Here is a 15,685-nt window from a genome sequence, read left to right as displayed (position 1 = left end):
TCAGGGTGACTCCGCTGGATCCTTGGGGTCGTTGGTCATTTTCTCGCGGGCGGCAGGCCGATGACCCGTCCGACATGCTCCGGCCAGGGTTCGTCCCGCTGCGCCGCCAGCCGGGTCGCCAGCCAGTCGTGTACCCGCGGCGCGAAGGGCGCGGAGCGGGGGCCGTCTAGGTGGACGTGCAGGAGCAGTTGTTCGGAGGCGGCCAGCAGTTTGGTCTGGCCCTGGTGATGGAGGCCGAAGTGCAGGTGCAGGCGCTTGGCATCCAGCGCCAGGAATCTCACCCGCACCTCCAGCTGGGCGTCCGCCTTCACCTCGTGCAGGAAGTTGAGATGGCACTCCAGGGTGAACAGCGAGTGCCCACTGGCCTCGCGGCCGGCGGCGTCCAGGCCCATGGAGTCCATCAGGGCGTCGGTGGCGTGGCTGAAGATCAGCAGGTAGTAGGCGTCGCGCAGATGACCGTTGTAGTCGACCCACTCGGGGGCGACGGTGGTGCTGTGGATCAGCATGACCCTTCTCCTAGTCCCGAATCCCGTGGCGTGTCTTGCAGTCGGCGATGGCCGCCTGCACCGCCAGCAGGCAGTCGTCGCGATAGCGCTCCAGGGCGGCCAGTTCCAGGTCGCCCTGCTGGGCCTGGGTGCCCTCGACCACGGCGTCGATCAGGCCGTCGGTCAGTTCCGGGGCTTCCAGGTAGGTCCAGGGCAGCTTCAGTGCCGGGCCGAATTGCTGCATGAAGTGGCGCATGCCCGCCGGGCCGCCGGCCAGGGTGTAGGTGAGGAAGGTGCCCATGAACGACCAGCGCAGGCCGGCGCCATAGCGGATGGCGTCGTCGATCTCGCCGGTGGTGGCGACGCCGTCGTTGACCAGGTGCAGGGCCTCGCGCCACAGGGCTTCGAGCAGGCGGTCGGCAATGAAGCCAGGCACCTCCCTTCGCACCCGCAGCGGCCGCATGCCCAGCTCGCGATAGAAGGCTTCGGCGCGCTCCAGGCTGGCCGTCGAGGTCTGGCGGCCACCCACCACCTCCACCAGCGGCAAGAGATAGACCGGATTGAAGGGATGGCCCACCAGGCAGCGCTCGGGGTGCTGGGCGTCGGCATAGAAGTCACTGGGCAGCAGACCCGAGGTGCTGGAGCAGATCAGGGCGTCAGGCCGCGCCGCCCGGCTGACCCGGGCATGCAGGTCGCGCTTGAGGTCCAGACGCTCGGGCGCGCTTTCCTGGATGACGTCGGCAGTGGCCACCGCAGCTTCCAGGTCGGTATGGAAGCTCAGGCGGTCCAGGCTGGAACCGGCTGCCAGGCCCTGGGCCTCCAGCGCCGGCCAGGCATTGGCCAGGCGCTCGCGCAGGGCGGCCTCGGCGCCGGGTGCCGGGTCCCAGGCACGGACGTCCAGACCCCGGGCCAGGGCCCGGGCGATCCAGCCGGCACCGATCACGCCGGTGCCGAGGGCGGCGAAGACGGCGCTCATCGGGCATCTCCCAGCTGCATCCGGTCCCGCCCTTCTGCCGGGCTCAGGGCGCGTCCACCCAGCCGTTCGATGATCTGGATGACCCGCTCCACCAGGCTGCCATTGGTGGCGTGGACGCCCCGGTCCAGCCAGAGATTGTCTTCCAGACCGACCCGGACGTTGCCACCCAGCAGCATGGCCTGGGCGGCCATGGGCATCTGCATCCGGCCGATGCCGAAGCCGGCCCAGCAGGCACCCGCCGGCAGGTTGTCGACCATGGCCTTCATGGTGGTGGTGTCGGCCGGGGCGCCCCAGGGAATGCCCAGGCACAGCTGGAACAGCGGATCCTTCAGCAGGCCCTCCTTGAGCAACTGCTTGGCGAACCAGAGGTGGCCAGTGTCGAAGATCTCCAGCTCGGCCTTCACCCCCAGTTCGGTGATGCGCCTGGCCCCGGCGCGCAGTTGCGCGGGGGTGGAGACATAGATGAAGTCGCCATCGCCGAAGTTGAGGGTGCCGCAATCCAGGGTGCAGATGTCCGGACGCAATTCCTCGACATGCAGCAGGCGGGTGAGGGGACCGACCAGGTCCGAGCCGGGGCCGAAGTCGGTGGGCGTCTCGCCCGGGCCGATCTCCAGGTCGCCGCCCATGCCGGCGGTGAGGTTGATGACGATCTCGGTGTCCGCCTCGCGGATGCGCTCGACCACCTCACGATAGAGGGCCACGTCGCGACTCGGCTTGCCGGTGGCGGGATCGCGCACATGGGCGTGCACCACGGTGGCGCCGGCGCGGGCCGCTTCCAGGGCGGCGGCGGCGATCTGCGCCGGGGTAACGGGGACATGGGGATTGCGGCCTACGGTATCACCGGCGCCGGTCAGGGCGCAGGTGACGATGACATCGGTGTTCATGGGGTCTGTCCTTGGGCGATCAGAGCTTGAGAGCGGCGGGCTGGCCGGTACGGGTGGTCACGCCCTGGAGAAAGGCGTCGAGGCGTTGCGGGTTGTCCTTGAGCCAGGCGCGGGCGGCGTCCTTGGGCGCGGTGCGCTCCAGGATGGGCGCCATCACGGCACTGACCTCGGCACTGTCCATGTGCAGATTGCTAAGCAGGCGCTGGACGTTGGCGCAGCGCTGCGGATAGTCGGCGGTGGTCACCACCGAGACCGTGGCCTGGCCTTCGTTGGGGCCGAAGACGTCTTCGCTGCCGGTCAGGTAGCGCATCTTGATCTGCAGGTTCATCGGATGCGGCTTCCAGCCAAAGAAGACGATCCATTCCTTGCGCTTCTCGGCGCGGCGCACGGCGGTGAGCATGCCCGCCTCGCTGGACTCCACCAGCTGGAAGTCCTTGAGGCCGAAACGGTCGGTTTTGATCATCTCGGCGGTGCCGCGGTTGGCGCCGCTGCCCGGCTCGATGCCGTAGATCTTGCCGCCGAGCTTGTCCTTGAAGCGGGCGATGTCGGCAAAGGTCTTCAGCCCCCCTTCATAGACGTACTCGGGCACTGCGAAGGTGGATTGGGCATCGGCCAGCAGCGGTGGGGTCAGTACCTTGACCTGGCCCTTGTCGACGAAGGGCTGCACCACCGGCTGCATGGTTGGCTGCCAGTAGCCGAGGAACACATCCAGATTCTTGTCGCCCATGGCCGCCATGATGATCTGCTGGGAGGCGGTGGTCGGCTTCACCCCGTAGCCGAGGCCTTCGAGCATGACCTCGGCCAGGGCACTGGTGGCGACCACGTCGGTCCAGCCGACGATGCCCATCCGTACGGTCTGGCAACTGTCGGGATCGGCGGCGCGGGCGCTGCCAAGGGTGGCGACCAGTAGGCCGCAGGTGAGGAGGGTGGCGCTTAGGGTCTTGTTGGGCATGACGAACTCCCTGGGGCGGCGGGCGGGGATGACTGCCGATTGCCTTCTACCCTAGGCGCCTCGCCTAGCCACCATGTGCAGTCCGACGACCGGAATTTGCACCCTGGCGACCTTCTTGCTTGCAACAGCCAATCGTTACCGAGGACGCCCCACCCATGCCGCAGTCCTTTGCCTTTCTCCTGCTGCCCGGCTTTTCCGCCCTGGGCTTCATCGCCACTCTGGAGCCCCTGCGGGTGGCCAACCGCTTTCGCCCGGGCAGCTACGGCTGGCGCATCCTTGGCCGCGAGGGCGCGGCGGTGACCGCCAGCAACGGCATGTCGGTCAATGTCGATGGCGGCCTCGACGCCCTGGAAGCGGGCACCACCCTGTTCGTGGTGGCCGGTTTCGAGCCCCTGGCCCATTACGACGATGGCCTTGCCAGCTGGCTGCGCCAGGTCGCCCGTCATGGCCATCCTCTGGGCGGCATCGACACCGGCGCCCTGGTACTGGCTCGCGCCGGGCTGCTGGACGGCTATCGCGTTACCCTGCACTGGGAGGCAGTGGCGGCCTTTCGCGAAGCCTGGCCGCAGCTCGAGGTGACCGGCGAGCTGTTCGAGATCGACCGCGGCCGCATCACCTGCGCCGGCGGCACGGCCAGCCTCGACCTGCTGCTGGAACTGATCGGCCGCAGCCACGGCAGCGAACTGGCGGTGCAGGTCTCCGAGCAATTCGTGCTCGGGCGCATTCGCCCGCCGCGCGAGCACCAGCGGCTGCAGGTGGCGCAGCGCTACGGTATCGCCAACCGCAAGCTGATCCGCGTGGTGGAGCGCATGGAGCGCCACACCGAGACGCCCCTGGGCACCCTGGAACTGGCCGCCGGCATCCAGGTGACCCGCCGCCAACTGGAGCGGCTGTTCCGCCTCCACCTGCAGACGACCCCCTCCACCTTCTATCTGCAGTTGCGCCTGGACCGGGCCCGCCAGCTGCTGCAGCAGGGGGAGGCCAGCGTGCTGGACGTCGCCCTGGCCTGCGGCTTCGAGTCCGCGTCCTATTTCTCCCGCTGCTACCGCCAGCGCTTCGGCCTGAGTCCGCGGGAAGATCGGCCGCACCGGTCGTCGGCGCCGGAGCTTGCGGCGGCGGCTGCCGGCCTGCCGCCGGGGTAGGCCGACCCGGTCACTGACGCTTCTGGTGATACCCCTGTCGTTTTTGCATCCGGTCGGCCAGGACCCCGGGGCTATGCTGGCCTCGAATCGCCGGCACCCGTTCCGGCGCGAGACCAACGCCGGAGCCCGTCATGAATGCCACCGAACTCCACGCCGACAGCATCGTCATCGACGGGCTGATCATCGCCAAGTGGAACCGCGAACTCTTCGAAGACATGCGCAAGGGTGGCCTGACCGCCGCCAACTGCACCGTCTCGGTATGGGAGGGCTTCCAGGCCACGGTCAACAACATCGCCGCGAGCCAGAAGCTGATCCGCGAGTGCAGCGACCTAGTGGTCCAGGTGCGCACCACCGCCGAGATCCGCCAGGCCAAGGCCCAGGGCAAGACCGGCATCCTGTTCGGCTTCCAGAACGCCCACGCCTTCGAAGACCAGATCGGCTACGTCGAGATCTTCAAGCAGCTCGGCGTGGGCATCGTGCAGATGTGCTACAACACCCAGAACCTGGTGGGCACCGGCTGCTACGAGCGTGACGGCGGCCTGTCCGGCTTCGGTCGCGAGATCGTCGCCGAGATGAACCGCGTCGGCATCATGTGCGACCTCTCCCACGTCGGCTCCAAGACCAGCGAGGAAGTCATACTCGAATCCAAGAAGCCGGTCTGCTACTCCCACTGCCTGCCGTCCGGCCTGAAGGAGCATCCGCGCAACAAGTCGGACGAGGAGCTCAAGTTCATCGCCGACCGCGGCGGCTTCGTCGGCGTGACCATGTTCGCCCCCTTCTTGGCCAAGGGCATCGATTCGACCATCGATGACTACGCCGAGGCCATCGAGTACGTGATGAACCTGGTGGGCGAAGACTCCATCGGCATCGGTACCGACTTCACCCAGGGCCACGGCCATGACTTCTTCGAGTGGCTGACCCACGACAAGGGCTACGCCCGTCGCCTGACCAACTTCGGCAAGATCGTCAACCCGCTGGGCATCCGCACCGTGGGCGAATTCCCCAACCTGACCGAGACCCTGCTCAAGCGCGGCATGCCCGAGCGCACCGTGCGTAAGGTCATGGGCGAGAACTGGATGCGCATCCTCGGCGAAGTCTGGGGCGAGTGATCCCGACGAACCCTTTCCACCCCTTTGTGATCGTCGGGCTTCGCTAGCGCTCGATCCGACCTACGACCCTCTGTTCTGGAGTACCCGCATGGCCAGCCACGCCCCCGAAATGCCCATCCAGGTCGACGACGAAACCGGCGTCTGGACCACCGACGCCCTGCCGATGCTGTACGTACCCCGGCACTTCTTCGTCAATAACCACATGGGCATCGAAGAAGTCCTGGGCGCCGACAAATACGCCGAGATCCTCTACAAGGCCGGCTACAAGTCCGCCTGGCACTGGTGCGAGAAGGAAGCCGAGTGCCATGGCATCCACGGTGCCGCTGTGTTCGAGCACTACATGAAGCGCCTGTCGCAGCGTGGCTGGGGCCTGTTCGAGACCCAGAAGCTCGACCTGGACACCGGCTATGCCGAGGTCAAGCTCAAGCACTCCGCCTTCGTCTACGTCTACGGCAAGGTCAATCGCAAGGTCGACTACATGTTCACCGGCTGGTTCTCCGGCGCCATCGACCAGATCCTGGCCGCCAAGGGCAGTGCCATCCGCACCGTCACCGTCCAGGAATACAGCGGCTCCGAAGAAGGCCACGACGACGGCCTGTTCGTCACCCGGCCGAAGTAACGCCACGCCCCCGGGTGGCCGCCGACCCGCTCGCCGCCACCCCAGCGACACCCTAGAGCAAGAGCGCGGCTCAAGACCGCGCACCAGCCGATCGAGGAGAAGGTCATGGCCTTCGAAGCAATGTTCCAGCCGATCCAGATCGGCAAGCTCACCATCCGCAACCGCGTACTCTCCACGGCCCACGCCGAGGTCTATGCCACCGACGGCGGCATGACCACCGAGCGTTACGTCAAGTATTACGAAGAGAAGGCCAAGGGCGGCATCGGCCTGGCCATCTGCGGGGGGTCCTCGGTGGTCGCCATCGACAGCCCGCAGCACTGGTGGAGTTCGGTCAACCTCTCCACCGACCGCATCATTCCGCACTTCCAGAATCTGGCCGACGCCATGCACAAGCACGGCGCCAAGATCATGATCCAGATCACCCACATGGGGCGCCGTTCGCGTTGGGACGGCGGCCACTGGCCGACCCTGATGTCGCCGTCGGGTATCCGCGAGCCCGTGCACCGCGCCACCTGCAAGACCATCGAGCCGGAAGAGATCTGGCGGGTGATCGGCAACTTCGCCCAGGCGGCCCGCCGGGCCAAGGCCGGCGGCCTGGACGGCGTCGAGCTGTCCGCTGTGCACCAGCACATGATCGATCAGTTCTGGTCGCCGCGCGTCAACAAGCGCACCGACGAGTGGGGCGGCAGCTTCGAGAACCGCATGAGATTTGGCCTGGAAGTGCTCAAGGCCGTACGCGCCGAGGTCGGTGACGACTTCTGCGTCGGCATGCGCATCACCGGCGACGAATTCCACCCGGACGGTCTGTCCCACGACGACATGAAGCAGATCGCCAAGTACTACAGCGACACCGGCATGCTCGACTTCATCGGCGTGGTCGGCTCGGGCTGCGACACCCACAACACCCTGGCCAACGTCATCCCCAACATGACCTTTCCGCCGGAGCCCTTCCTGCACCTGGCCGCGGGCATCAAGGAAGTGGTCAACGTACCGGTGCTGCACGCCCAGAACATCAAGGACCCGAACCAGGCCACCCGCATCCTCGAGGGCGGCTACGTCGACATGGTCGGCATGACCCGCGCCCACATCGCCGATCCGCACCTGATCACCAAGATCAAGATGGGGCAGATCGACCAGATCCGTCAGTGCGTCGGCGCCAACTACTGCATCGACCGCCAGTACAACGGCCTGGACGTGCTGTGCATCCAGAACGCCGCCACCAGCCGCGAATACATGGGCCTGCCGCACATCATCGAGAAGTCCACCGGGCCCAAGCGCAAGGTGGTCATCGTCGGCGGCGGCCCGGCCGGCATGGAGGCCGCGCGCGTCTCGGCCGAGCGGGGTCATGACGTCACCCTGTTCGAGAAGCAGGAGCAGCTCGGCGGCCAGATCACCCTGGCCTCCCGTGCCCCGCAGCGCGACCAGATCGCCGGCATCACCCGCTGGTACCAGCTGGAACTGGCGCGCCTGGGCATCGACCTGCGCCTGGGCACCGCCGCCGATCCGGCGACCATCCTCGACCTGCGTCCGGACATCGTGATCCTCGCCAACGGCGGCCATCCCTTCCTGGAGCAGGTCGATCATTGGCACGCCGCCGACGGCCTGGTCGTCAGCAGCTGGGACATCCTCTCGGGCAAGGTCGAGCCGGGCAAGAACGTGCTGGTGTACGACACCATCTGCGAATTCACCGGCATGTCGGTGGCCGACTACTTGGCCGACAAGGGCGCCCAGGTCGAGATCGTCACCGACGACATCAAGCCGGGCGTGGCCATCGGCGGGACCACCTTCCCGACCTACTACCGCAGCCTCTATCCCAAGGAAGTGATCATGACCGGCGACCTGATGCTGGAAAAGGTCTACGCCGAGGGCGACAAGAAGGTCGCGGTGCTGGAAAACGAATACACCGGCGCCCGCGAAGAGCGCGTGGTCGACCAGATCGTCATCGAGAACGGCGTGCGCCCGGACGAAGGGCTCTACTACGCCCTCAAGGAAGACTCGCGCAACAAGGGCCAGATGGACATCGAGGCGCTGTTCGCCATCGAGCCACAGCCGGCGTTGAACGAGACCGGCAACGGTTACCTGCTCTACCGGATCGGCGACTGCGTGGCCCAGCGCAACACCCACGCCGCCATCTACGACGCCCTGCGCCTGTGCAAGGACTTCTAAGACACGCCCCGTGAGGGTTCGCAACGTCCGGTCGGCACGGACAGCCCCCTCTCCCTGAGGGAGAGGGCAGGGGTGAGGGGCCTAGCTGACGCCTTGGCGTGAACTCAGGCTCCCATCTCGGCTTTCTCCCCAGGGAGAGGAGGTAATCCGCCGCCACCCGAGGTCCCGTAGGGAGACCCGCAATGCTCAGTACCATCCTCCCCATCCTGCTCTTCGCCGCCCTGGCCCTCACCGTGATCGGTGCCGTGCGCCGCTTCAGCCTCTGGCGACAGGGGCGTCCGGCCGAGGTCGACTGGCTGGGCGGGCTGCTGAAGATGCCGCGGCGCTACCTGGTGGATCTGCACCACGTGGTCGACCGCGACAAGTACATCTCCAAGACCCACGTGGCCACCGCTGGCGGTTTCGTCCTGGCGGCGCTGCTGGCCATCTTGGTGCACGGCTTCGGCCTGCACAGCCGTATCCTCGGCTGGGCGCTGCTGGTGGCCACCGCCTGCATGTTCACCGGCGCCCTGTTCGTCGCCAAGCGCCGCCGCAACCCGCCGGCGCGGCTGTCCAAGGGCCCCTGGATGCGCCTGCCCAAGAGCCTGCTGGCCTTTGCCGCGAGCTTCTTCATTGCCACCCTGCCGGTCGCCGGCATCCTGCCGCCGGACTTTGGGGGCTGGCTGTTGGCCGCCGTGCTGGCGGTGGGCGTGGCCTGGGGCGTGTCCGAGCTGTTCCTCGGCATGACCTGGGGCGGTCCCATCAAGCACGCCTTCGCCGGTGCCCTGCACCTGGCCTGGCACCGTCGCGCCGAGCGCTTCAGCACCCCGCACAACGCCAGCGCCGCCCGCTCCAGCGGCCTCAAGGCGCTGGACCTACACGACCCCAAGGCGCCGTTGGGCGTGGAAAAACCCGCCGACTTCACCTGGAACCAGCTGCTCGGCTTCGACGCTTGCGTCCAGTGCGGTCGCTGCGAAGCCATGTGTCCGGCTTTCGCCGCCGGCCAGCCGCTCAATCCCAAGAAGCTGATCCAAGACATGGTGATCGGCCTCAAGGGTGGCAGCGATGCCCGTTATTTCGGCTCGCCCTATCCGGGCAAGCCGGTCGGCGAGCATGCCGGCGGTCCGCACCTGCCCATCGTCGCCCGCCAGGGCAAGGCCCTGGTGGACGCCGAGACCCTCTGGTCCTGCACCACCTGCCGCGCTTGCGTTGAGGAGTGCCCGATGATGATCGAGCATGTCGATGCCATCGTCGACATGCGCCGGCACCTGACCCTGGAACGCGGCGAGACGCCGAACAAGGGCGCCGAGGTGCTGGAAAATCTCATCGCCACCGACAACCCCGGCGGCTTCGCCCCCGGTGGCCGCCTGAACTGGGCCGCTGACCTGGACCTGCCGCTGATGAAGGACAAGGGCCAAGCCGAGGTGCTGTTCTGGGTCGGCGATGGCGCCTTCGACATGCGCAACCAGCGCACTTTGCGCGCCTTCGTTAAGGTGCTCAAGGCGGCCAAGGTAGACTTCGCCGTGCTCGGCCTGGAAGAGCGCGACAGCGGTGACGTGGCCCGCCGCCTGGGCGACGAGGCGACCTTCCAGCAACTGGCCAGGCGCAACATCGAGACCTTGGGCAAGTATCGCTTCCAGACCATCGTCTCCTGCGATCCGCACAGCTTCCATATGCTCAAGAACGAATACGGTGCCCTAGGCGGCAACTACCAGGTGCAGCACCACAGCACCTTCATCGAGACCCTGCTCAGCCGCGGCACCCTGCACCTGGGCCAGCACGCCCTGGCCGAGCAGGGCGCCACCATCACCTATCATGATCCCTGCTACCTGGGCCGCTACAACGGCGAGTACGAGGCGCCGCGCGCGGTGCTCAAGGCGCTGGGCATCGCGGTCAAGGAGATGGAGCGTTCCGGCTTCCGTTCGCGCTGCTGCGGCGGTGGCGGTGGCGCCCCCATCACCGACATCCCCGGCAAGCAGCGGATCCCCGACATGCGCATGGCCGACATCAAGGAAACCGGCGCCGAGCTGGTGGCCGTGGGCTGCCCCCAGTGCACCCTGATGCTGGAAGGCGTGGTCGCCCCGCGTCCGGAGATCAAGGACATCGCCGAACTGGTGGCCGAGGCCATCGTCGAGGCGCCGGTGGACAGCAAGCCGGCGGCCGCGCGGCGGCCGGTGGCGGAGGCCCTGTCGTGAGTGGGCGTCGGGGCCCCCTCTCCCTGGCCCTCTCCCCGAGGGGAGAGGGGATGGCTACCGGTGTCCGGCCAGTTCCGGCGTTCGCCTGTAGCACCGGGAAAAGCCATCTGGCAGGCCTGCCGCTTTCTTTTACCCCCTCTCCCCTCAGGGGAGAGGGCTGGGGTGAGGGGCCCACCGCGCACCTCACCTGCCATTTCCAAACGGAGCGCCCAGCATGAGCATCATCCGTCGCGATCCGCGCCGCGAGTGGATCGCGCGCAACCGTCTGCATCCGCTGCACGCCAGTATCGCCAGCAGCGCCGAGGCCGAAGTCCGCTGGATGGGCCCCAATGGCCTGGTCCGCAAGAATCCCCATGCCGCGGCGGCCGGCTTTGTCGGCCCCCAGGGCGTCAAGCGGATCGATCGCAGCGGCGCCCAGCAGGGCGGCGGCCGCCGTGGCGCCGCCCAGGCGGTGGAAGAACAGCTGCCGCTGCACCGCATCGCCGAACCGGCCTTCTACATCGCCGTGGTCCCGGACCTGGTCAGCGGTCGACTGACCGCCCACGACCGTGACCTGCTGGGCCTGGCCCGGCAACTGGCCGGCGCCGAGGGCGCCGTGCTGGCGGTGGTCTTCGGCGAGGTCAAGGAAACCGCCTTCGATACCGCCGGGGTGGATCGCCTGCTGCATCTGGACGGCGAGCAATTCCAGGGCTATGCCCCCGAGCAGCGGGTGCTGGCGCTGCGCGCGGTAAACAACGAACTGCAGCCACGTCACTGGCTGCTGCCCGACAGCCGCAGCGGTGGCGGCGAACTGGGTCGGCGCCTGGGCGCGGCCCTTCACGAGCGTCCCGCCACCCGCGTCTGGCAGGTCAAGGATGGTCTGGCCACCGGCCGCGCCGGTGCCGGTCGCCAGGATCTGCAGCAGCCGCTGCCGCGCCTGGTGCTGGCCCTGCCGGAATGCGCGGAGCCGGTCGGCGAGACCCGTCACGAGGTCCTGCCGGTCGCGCTCGGCGGCAACATCGCCCGCCACCTGCCACGCATCGAGGACCTCGGCCCGGTCGCGGTCGACCCCATGCAGATTCCCCTGGGCGAGGCCGAATTCATCCTCTCCGGCGGCAACGGCATCCGCGACTGGAGTCTGTTCCACAGCACCGCCGCCATCCTCGGTGCCACCGAAGGCGCCTCGCGGGTGGCGGTGGACGACGGCCACATGCCGCGCAATCGTCAGGTCGGTGCGACCGGGACCTGGGTCACCGCCCGGGTCTATCTGGCGGTGGGCATCTCCGGCGCCGTGCAGCACCTGCAGGGCATCGCCAGTTGCGACAAGGTCATCGCCATCAACACCAATCCGGGCTGCGACATGGTCAAGCGCGCGGATCTCTCGGTGATCGGCAACGGTGACGCCATCCTGGCCGCCCTGGCGCGGCTGGTCGAACAACAGCGGACAGGGGAGTTGCAGGATGTCGCCTGAGCAAAAGCTGCCGTCGCTGGACGGCGTCAAGGTCGTGGCCCTGGTCTCCGTCGGCGCCCATCCCACCTCCGGGCGGGCCCGGCGGGCGGAACAGGATGCTCGCGCCGTCGAACTGGGCCTGCGCCTGGTCGGCGACAAGCTGCGCGTGCTGCACGCCGGTGATCCCGCCGAAGAGGCCCTGCGTGGCTATCTGGGCATGGGCGTGCCGGCCCTGCACGTGCTGGAACAACCCGCGGGCGCCGATGCCCTGCCGGCCCTCGGCGATACCCTGCGCGACGTCGGCGCCGGGCTGGTGCTGACCGGCAGCCAGGCGGAAACCGGCGAGGGCTCGGGCCTCTTGCCCTATCTGCTGGCCGAGACCCTCGGCTGGCCGCTGGTGGTCGGCCTTGCCGCGGTGGAAGCCGTGGAAGGTGGCCAGGCCACGGTGCTCCAGGCTCTGCCGCGCGGCCAGCGGCGGCGCCTGCGGGTACGGCTGCCCTTCGTCGCCAGCGTCGACAGCGCCGCCCCGGCGCCCCGGCAGAGCGCCTTCGGTCCCGCCCGGCGGGGCGAACTGCAGGTCGAGACCACCGAGATCGTGCAGGACAGCCTGTTCGACAGCGGCGAACTGCAGCCCGCCAAGGCCCGTCCCAAGCGCCTCAAGGTGATCAAGGCCAAGACCGCCGCCGATCGCTTCAAGGCCGCCACGGCCAAGGCCTCCGGTGATGGTGGCCAGGTCCTCAAGGACCTGACCCCGGAAGCCGCAGCAGCCGCCATCTTCAAGGTGTTGCGCGAGGAAGGCGTGGTGCGTTGAAGCTGTGATCCCCTCTACCTTGGGAAGAGGGTCGAGGTGAGGGCGCCCTTGGCACCTGAGTTTCAGGTGGAAAGGGCTGCGCCGTTTTCCACGCTAAGGAGCTACCACGACGTGCAGGAACCGTAGGTTGGGCTGAGCCTGCGAAGCCCAACGATCCCAACCTCCGACGCCTATCAGTGCGCCTCATCCCAGTTACCACCCACTCCCGACTCCACCAGCAGCGGCACGTCCAGCTCGCCGGCGCCGCTCATCAGCGGCAGCAGGCCTTCGCGCAGCAGCTCCACCTGGTCTTCGCGGACCTCCAGCACCAGTTCGTCGTGTACCTGCAGGATCACCCGGGCATCCAGCTCCGGGGCCGATTGCAGCCAGCCGTCCACGGCGATCATGGCGCGCTTGATGATGTCCGCCGCGGTGCCCTGCATGGGCGCATTGATTGCCGCCCGTTCGGCTGCCCGACGCAGGCCCTGGTTCTTGGAGTGGATGTCCGGCAGATACAGCCGGCGGCCATAGAGGGTCTCCACATAGCCCTGGTCCACCACCTGGGCGCGGGTGCGCTCCATATAGGCCAGCACCCCCGGATAGCGCTGGAAATAGCGATCGATATAGGCCTGGGCCTCGGCCCGGCCGACGCCGATCTGCTTGGCCAGGCCAAAAGCGCTCATGCCGTAGATCAGGCCGAAGTTGATGGCCTTGGCGCGGCGACGGTCCTCGTTGCTGACCTCTTCCAAGGGCACGCCCATCACCTCGGCGGCGGTGGCGCGGTGCACGTCCAGATCGTTCTGGAAGGCGTGCAGCAGGCCTTCGTCCTGGGCCAGATGGGCCATGATGCGCAGTTCGATCTGCGAATAGTCCGCCGCCAGCAGGCGATAGCCCTGGGGCGCGACGAAGGCCTGGCGGATGCGCCGGCCCTCGGCGGTGCGGATCGGAATGTTCTGCAGATTCGGGTCGCTGGAAGACAGCCGACCGGTCGCCGTCACCGCCTGGTGGTAGCTGGTGTGGATGCGTCCGGTGCGCGGATTGATCTGCTGCGGCAGCTTGTCGGTGTAGGTGCTCTTGAGCTTGCTCATCTGCCGGTACTGCATCAGCACCTTGGGCAGCGGGAAGTCCTGGTCGGCCAGTTCCTGCAGCACCGCCTCGGCGGTGGAGGGCTGGCCGGAGGCGGTCTTGCTGACCACCGGCAGGCCCAGCTTGACGAAGAGGATCTCGCCCAGCTGCTTGGGCGAACCCAGGTTGAATTCCTGGCCGGCCAGCTCATAGGCCTCCTTTTCCAGGGCGATCATCTTCTCGCCCAGCTCGCGGCTCTGTACCCCGAGCAGCGCCGAATCCACCAGGGCGCCGTTGCGCTCGATGCGCGCCAGTGCCGGCACCAGTGGCATCTCGATGTCGCGCAGCACCGCCGCCAGGCCTGGCACGGCTTCCAGCCTGGGCCAGAGGGTCTCGTGCAGGCGCAGGGTGACATCGGCATCCTCGGCTGCGTAGGGGCCAGCCTGCTCGATGGCGATCTGGTCGAAGGTCAGCTGCTTGGCGCCCTTGCCGGCGATGTCCTCGAAACGGATGGTGCTGTGACCCAGGTACTTAAGCGCCAGGCTGTCCATGTCGTGACGGGTGCCGGTGGCGTCCAGCACATAGGATTCGAGCATGGTGTCGAAGGCGATGCCCTGGATCGAGATGCCGTAGCGGGTCAGCACATTGAGGTCATACTTGCCGTGCTGCATCACCTTGAGCTTCTTAGGGTCTTCCAGCAGCGGCTTGAGCGCGGCCAGCACCGGCTCCAGCGCGAGCTGGGTCGGCGCGCCCATGTAGCTGTGGGCCAGGGGCACATAGGCGGCCTGGCCCGGCGCCACGGCAAAGGACAGGCCCACGAGGTCAGCGCGCTGGGCGTCGATGCTGGTGGTCTCGGTGTCGAAGGCGAAGCAGTCGGCGGCCTGCAGGCGCGCCAGCCAGGCGTCGAAGTCGGCCTGTTCCAGCACGGTGTCGTAATGGGTTTCCACCTGGGTGGTGGCGGCATCCTCGGCCAGCGGCAGGGGCGCGCCCTGGCGCTTGGTGTCGCGGATCAGGTCATCCAGCCAGGACTTGAATTCCAGCTCTTGGTAGAGCGCCATCAGGGCTTCCACATGGGGCTCGCCGACGTGGAGCTCCTCGAAGGTGAGGTCCAGCGGCACGTCCAGCTTGATGGTCGCCAGCTGGTAGGACAGATAGGCCTGCTCGCGATGCTGGTCCAGCTTGGCGGCCAGCGACTTGGCGCCGCGCAGGGGCAGGGCGGCCACGGCGTCGAGGTTGGCGTAGAGGGTATCCAGGCCACCGCCGATGCCGTTGAGCAGGCCGGCGGCGGTCTTCTCGCCCACCCCGGGCACCCCGGGGATGTTGTCGATCTTGTCGCCCATCAGCGCCAGGTAGTCGATGATCAGCTCCGGACCCACGCCGAACTTGGTCCTGACCCCTTCCACGTCCAGCACGCTGCCGCTCATGGTGTTGACCAGGGTGACATAGGGGCAGACCAGCTGGGCCATGTCCTTGTCGCCGGTGGAGATCACCACCGGGCGCTCGGCGCTAGCGCAATGGCGGGCAAGGGTGCCGATGACGTCGTCGGCTTCCACCCCTTCGATCGCCAGCAGCGGCAGGCCCAGGGCGCGGATGCAGGCGTGCAGCGGCTCGACCTGGCCGCGCAGGTCGTCGGGCATGGCCGGGCGCTGGGCCTTGTAGTCGGCGAAGAGTTCGTCGCGGAAGGTCGGGCCCTTGGCGTCGAAGACCACCGCGAAGAGGCTGTCCGGATACTGGCGGCGCAGCGAGAGCAGCATGTTGAGCACGCCCTTCACCGCGCCGGTCGGCTTGCCGGTGGAAGTCATCAGCGGCGGCAGGGCATGGAAGGCGCGATAGAGATAGGAGGAACCGTCCACCAGGACGAGAGGGGCGTGGCTCATGGTCTAAACCTTTGTCG

General features: G+C 67.7%; 12 protein-coding genes. 7 read left to right on the top strand and 5 right to left on the bottom strand.

The features are described 5' to 3' along the window. Positions 1–35: 35 nt before the first annotated feature. From EC839_RS13290 to choX, 4 genes are read right to left on the bottom strand one after another with little or no spacing between them, the layout of a single operon-like run. On the bottom strand, positions 36–506 hold the full coding sequence (locus EC839_RS13290; protein ID WP_007160242.1) for a thioesterase family protein: 471 nt from the start codon (positions 504–506) through the stop codon (positions 36–38). A gap of 10 nt (positions 507–516) precedes the next feature. After that, a complete protein-coding gene (locus EC839_RS13285) occupies positions 517–1,461 on the bottom strand; it encodes an L-carnitine dehydrogenase (protein WP_007160243.1) in 945 nt (314 codons plus the stop codon). Continuing rightward, entirely contained in the window at positions 1,458–2,345 is an 888-nt protein-coding gene (locus EC839_RS13280) for a 3-keto-5-aminohexanoate cleavage protein (protein ID WP_007160244.1), read from the bottom strand. The genes EC839_RS13285 and EC839_RS13280 overlap by 4 nt, the downstream gene beginning before the upstream one ends. A gap of 19 nt (positions 2,346–2,364) precedes the next feature. Beyond that, on the bottom strand, positions 2,365–3,297 hold the full coding sequence (gene choX, locus EC839_RS13275) for a choline ABC transporter substrate-binding protein (RefSeq protein WP_007160245.1): 933 nt from the start codon (positions 3,295–3,297) through the stop codon (positions 2,365–2,367). 155 nt (positions 3,298–3,452) lie between these two features. Here choX and EC839_RS13270 point away from each other — a divergent pair, with 155 nt between their 5' ends. From EC839_RS13270 to EC839_RS13240, 7 genes are all read left to right on the top strand, one after another. Beyond that, entirely contained in the window at positions 3,453–4,439 is a 987-nt protein-coding gene (locus EC839_RS13270) for a GlxA family transcriptional regulator (protein ID WP_007160246.1), read from the top strand. A 131-nt stretch (positions 4,440–4,570) separates the two neighbouring features. Next, positions 4,571–5,548 carry a dipeptidase gene (locus EC839_RS13265; RefSeq protein ID WP_007160247.1) on the top strand — a complete coding sequence of 326 codons (978 nt, stop codon included), beginning with the start codon at positions 4,571–4,573 and terminating at the stop codon, positions 5,546–5,548. Between the two features lie 88 nt (positions 5,549–5,636). Beyond that, positions 5,637–6,167, top strand: a complete 531-nt coding sequence (locus EC839_RS13260; RefSeq protein ID WP_007160248.1) for a DUF5943 domain-containing protein — start codon at positions 5,637–5,639, stop codon at positions 6,165–6,167. A gap of 105 nt (positions 6,168–6,272) precedes the next feature. Further along, positions 6,273–8,333 carry a dimethylglycine demethylation protein DgcA gene (gene dgcA, locus EC839_RS13255; RefSeq protein WP_007160249.1) on the top strand — a complete coding sequence of 687 codons (2,061 nt, stop codon included), beginning with the start codon at positions 6,273–6,275 and terminating at the stop codon, positions 8,331–8,333. A 182-nt stretch (positions 8,334–8,515) separates the two neighbouring features. Then, a complete protein-coding gene (gene dgcB, locus EC839_RS13250; protein ID WP_007160250.1) occupies positions 8,516–10,507 on the top strand; it encodes a dimethylglycine demethylation protein DgcB in 1,992 nt (663 codons plus the stop codon). A 214-nt stretch (positions 10,508–10,721) separates the two neighbouring features. Continuing rightward, on the top strand, positions 10,722–11,957 hold the full coding sequence (locus tag EC839_RS13245) for an electron transfer flavoprotein subunit alpha/FixB family protein (RefSeq protein WP_007160251.1): 1,236 nt from the start codon (positions 10,722–10,724) through the stop codon (positions 11,955–11,957). Next, on the top strand, positions 11,947–12,747 hold the full coding sequence (locus tag EC839_RS13240; protein WP_007160252.1) for an electron transfer flavoprotein subunit beta: 801 nt from the start codon (positions 11,947–11,949) through the stop codon (positions 12,745–12,747). The genes EC839_RS13245 and EC839_RS13240 overlap by 11 nt, the downstream gene beginning before the upstream one ends. Positions 12,748–12,920: 173 nt before the next feature. Here the strand turns inward: EC839_RS13240 and polA are convergent, their stop codons facing one another. Beyond that, complete coding sequence (polA, locus tag EC839_RS13235) at positions 12,921–15,668, bottom strand: DNA polymerase I (protein ID WP_007160253.1); 2,748 nt, start codon at positions 15,666–15,668, stop codon at positions 12,921–12,923. Positions 15,669–15,685: the final 17 nt, after the last annotated feature.

Source organism: Pseudomonas sp. JUb52 (assembly GCF_004341115.1).
In the GTDB taxonomy this organism is placed as follows: Bacteria; Pseudomonadota; Gammaproteobacteria; order Pseudomonadales; family Pseudomonadaceae; genus Chryseomonas; species Chryseomonas oryzihabitans.
The sequence above is the reverse complement of the archived record's forward strand: the minus strand, read 5'-3'. Positions and strand labels throughout refer to the sequence as shown.

What these genes read in the sequence shown, in the direction of transcription:
- EC839_RS13290 (WP_007160242.1), bottom strand. Translation starts at nt 506, where the DNA reads ATGCTGATCCACAGCACCACCGTCGCCCCCGAGTGGGTCGACTACAAC.
- EC839_RS13285 (WP_007160243.1), bottom strand. Translation starts at nt 1,461, where the DNA reads ATGAGCGCCGTCTTCGCCGCCCTCGGCACCGGCGTGATCGGTGCCGGC.
- EC839_RS13280 (WP_007160244.1), bottom strand. Translation starts at nt 2,345, where the DNA reads ATGAACACCGATGTCATCGTCACCTGCGCCCTGACCGGCGCCGGTGAT.
- choX (WP_007160245.1), bottom strand. Translation starts at nt 3,297, where the DNA reads ATGCCCAACAAGACCCTAAGCGCCACCCTCCTCACCTGCGGCCTACTG.
- EC839_RS13270 (WP_007160246.1), top strand. Translation starts at nt 3,453, where the DNA reads ATGCCGCAGTCCTTTGCCTTTCTCCTGCTGCCCGGCTTTTCCGCCCTG.
- EC839_RS13265 (WP_007160247.1), top strand. Translation starts at nt 4,571, where the DNA reads ATGAATGCCACCGAACTCCACGCCGACAGCATCGTCATCGACGGGCTG.
- EC839_RS13260 (WP_007160248.1), top strand. Translation starts at nt 5,637, where the DNA reads ATGGCCAGCCACGCCCCCGAAATGCCCATCCAGGTCGACGACGAAACC.
- dgcA (WP_007160249.1), top strand. Translation starts at nt 6,273, where the DNA reads ATGGCCTTCGAAGCAATGTTCCAGCCGATCCAGATCGGCAAGCTCACC.
- dgcB (WP_007160250.1), top strand. Translation starts at nt 8,516, where the DNA reads ATGCTCAGTACCATCCTCCCCATCCTGCTCTTCGCCGCCCTGGCCCTC.
- EC839_RS13245 (WP_007160251.1), top strand. Translation starts at nt 10,722, where the DNA reads ATGAGCATCATCCGTCGCGATCCGCGCCGCGAGTGGATCGCGCGCAAC.
- EC839_RS13240 (WP_007160252.1), top strand. Translation starts at nt 11,947, where the DNA reads ATGTCGCCTGAGCAAAAGCTGCCGTCGCTGGACGGCGTCAAGGTCGTG.
- polA (WP_007160253.1), bottom strand. Translation starts at nt 15,668, where the DNA reads ATGAGCCACGCCCCTCTCGTCCTGGTGGACGGTTCCTCCTATCTCTAT.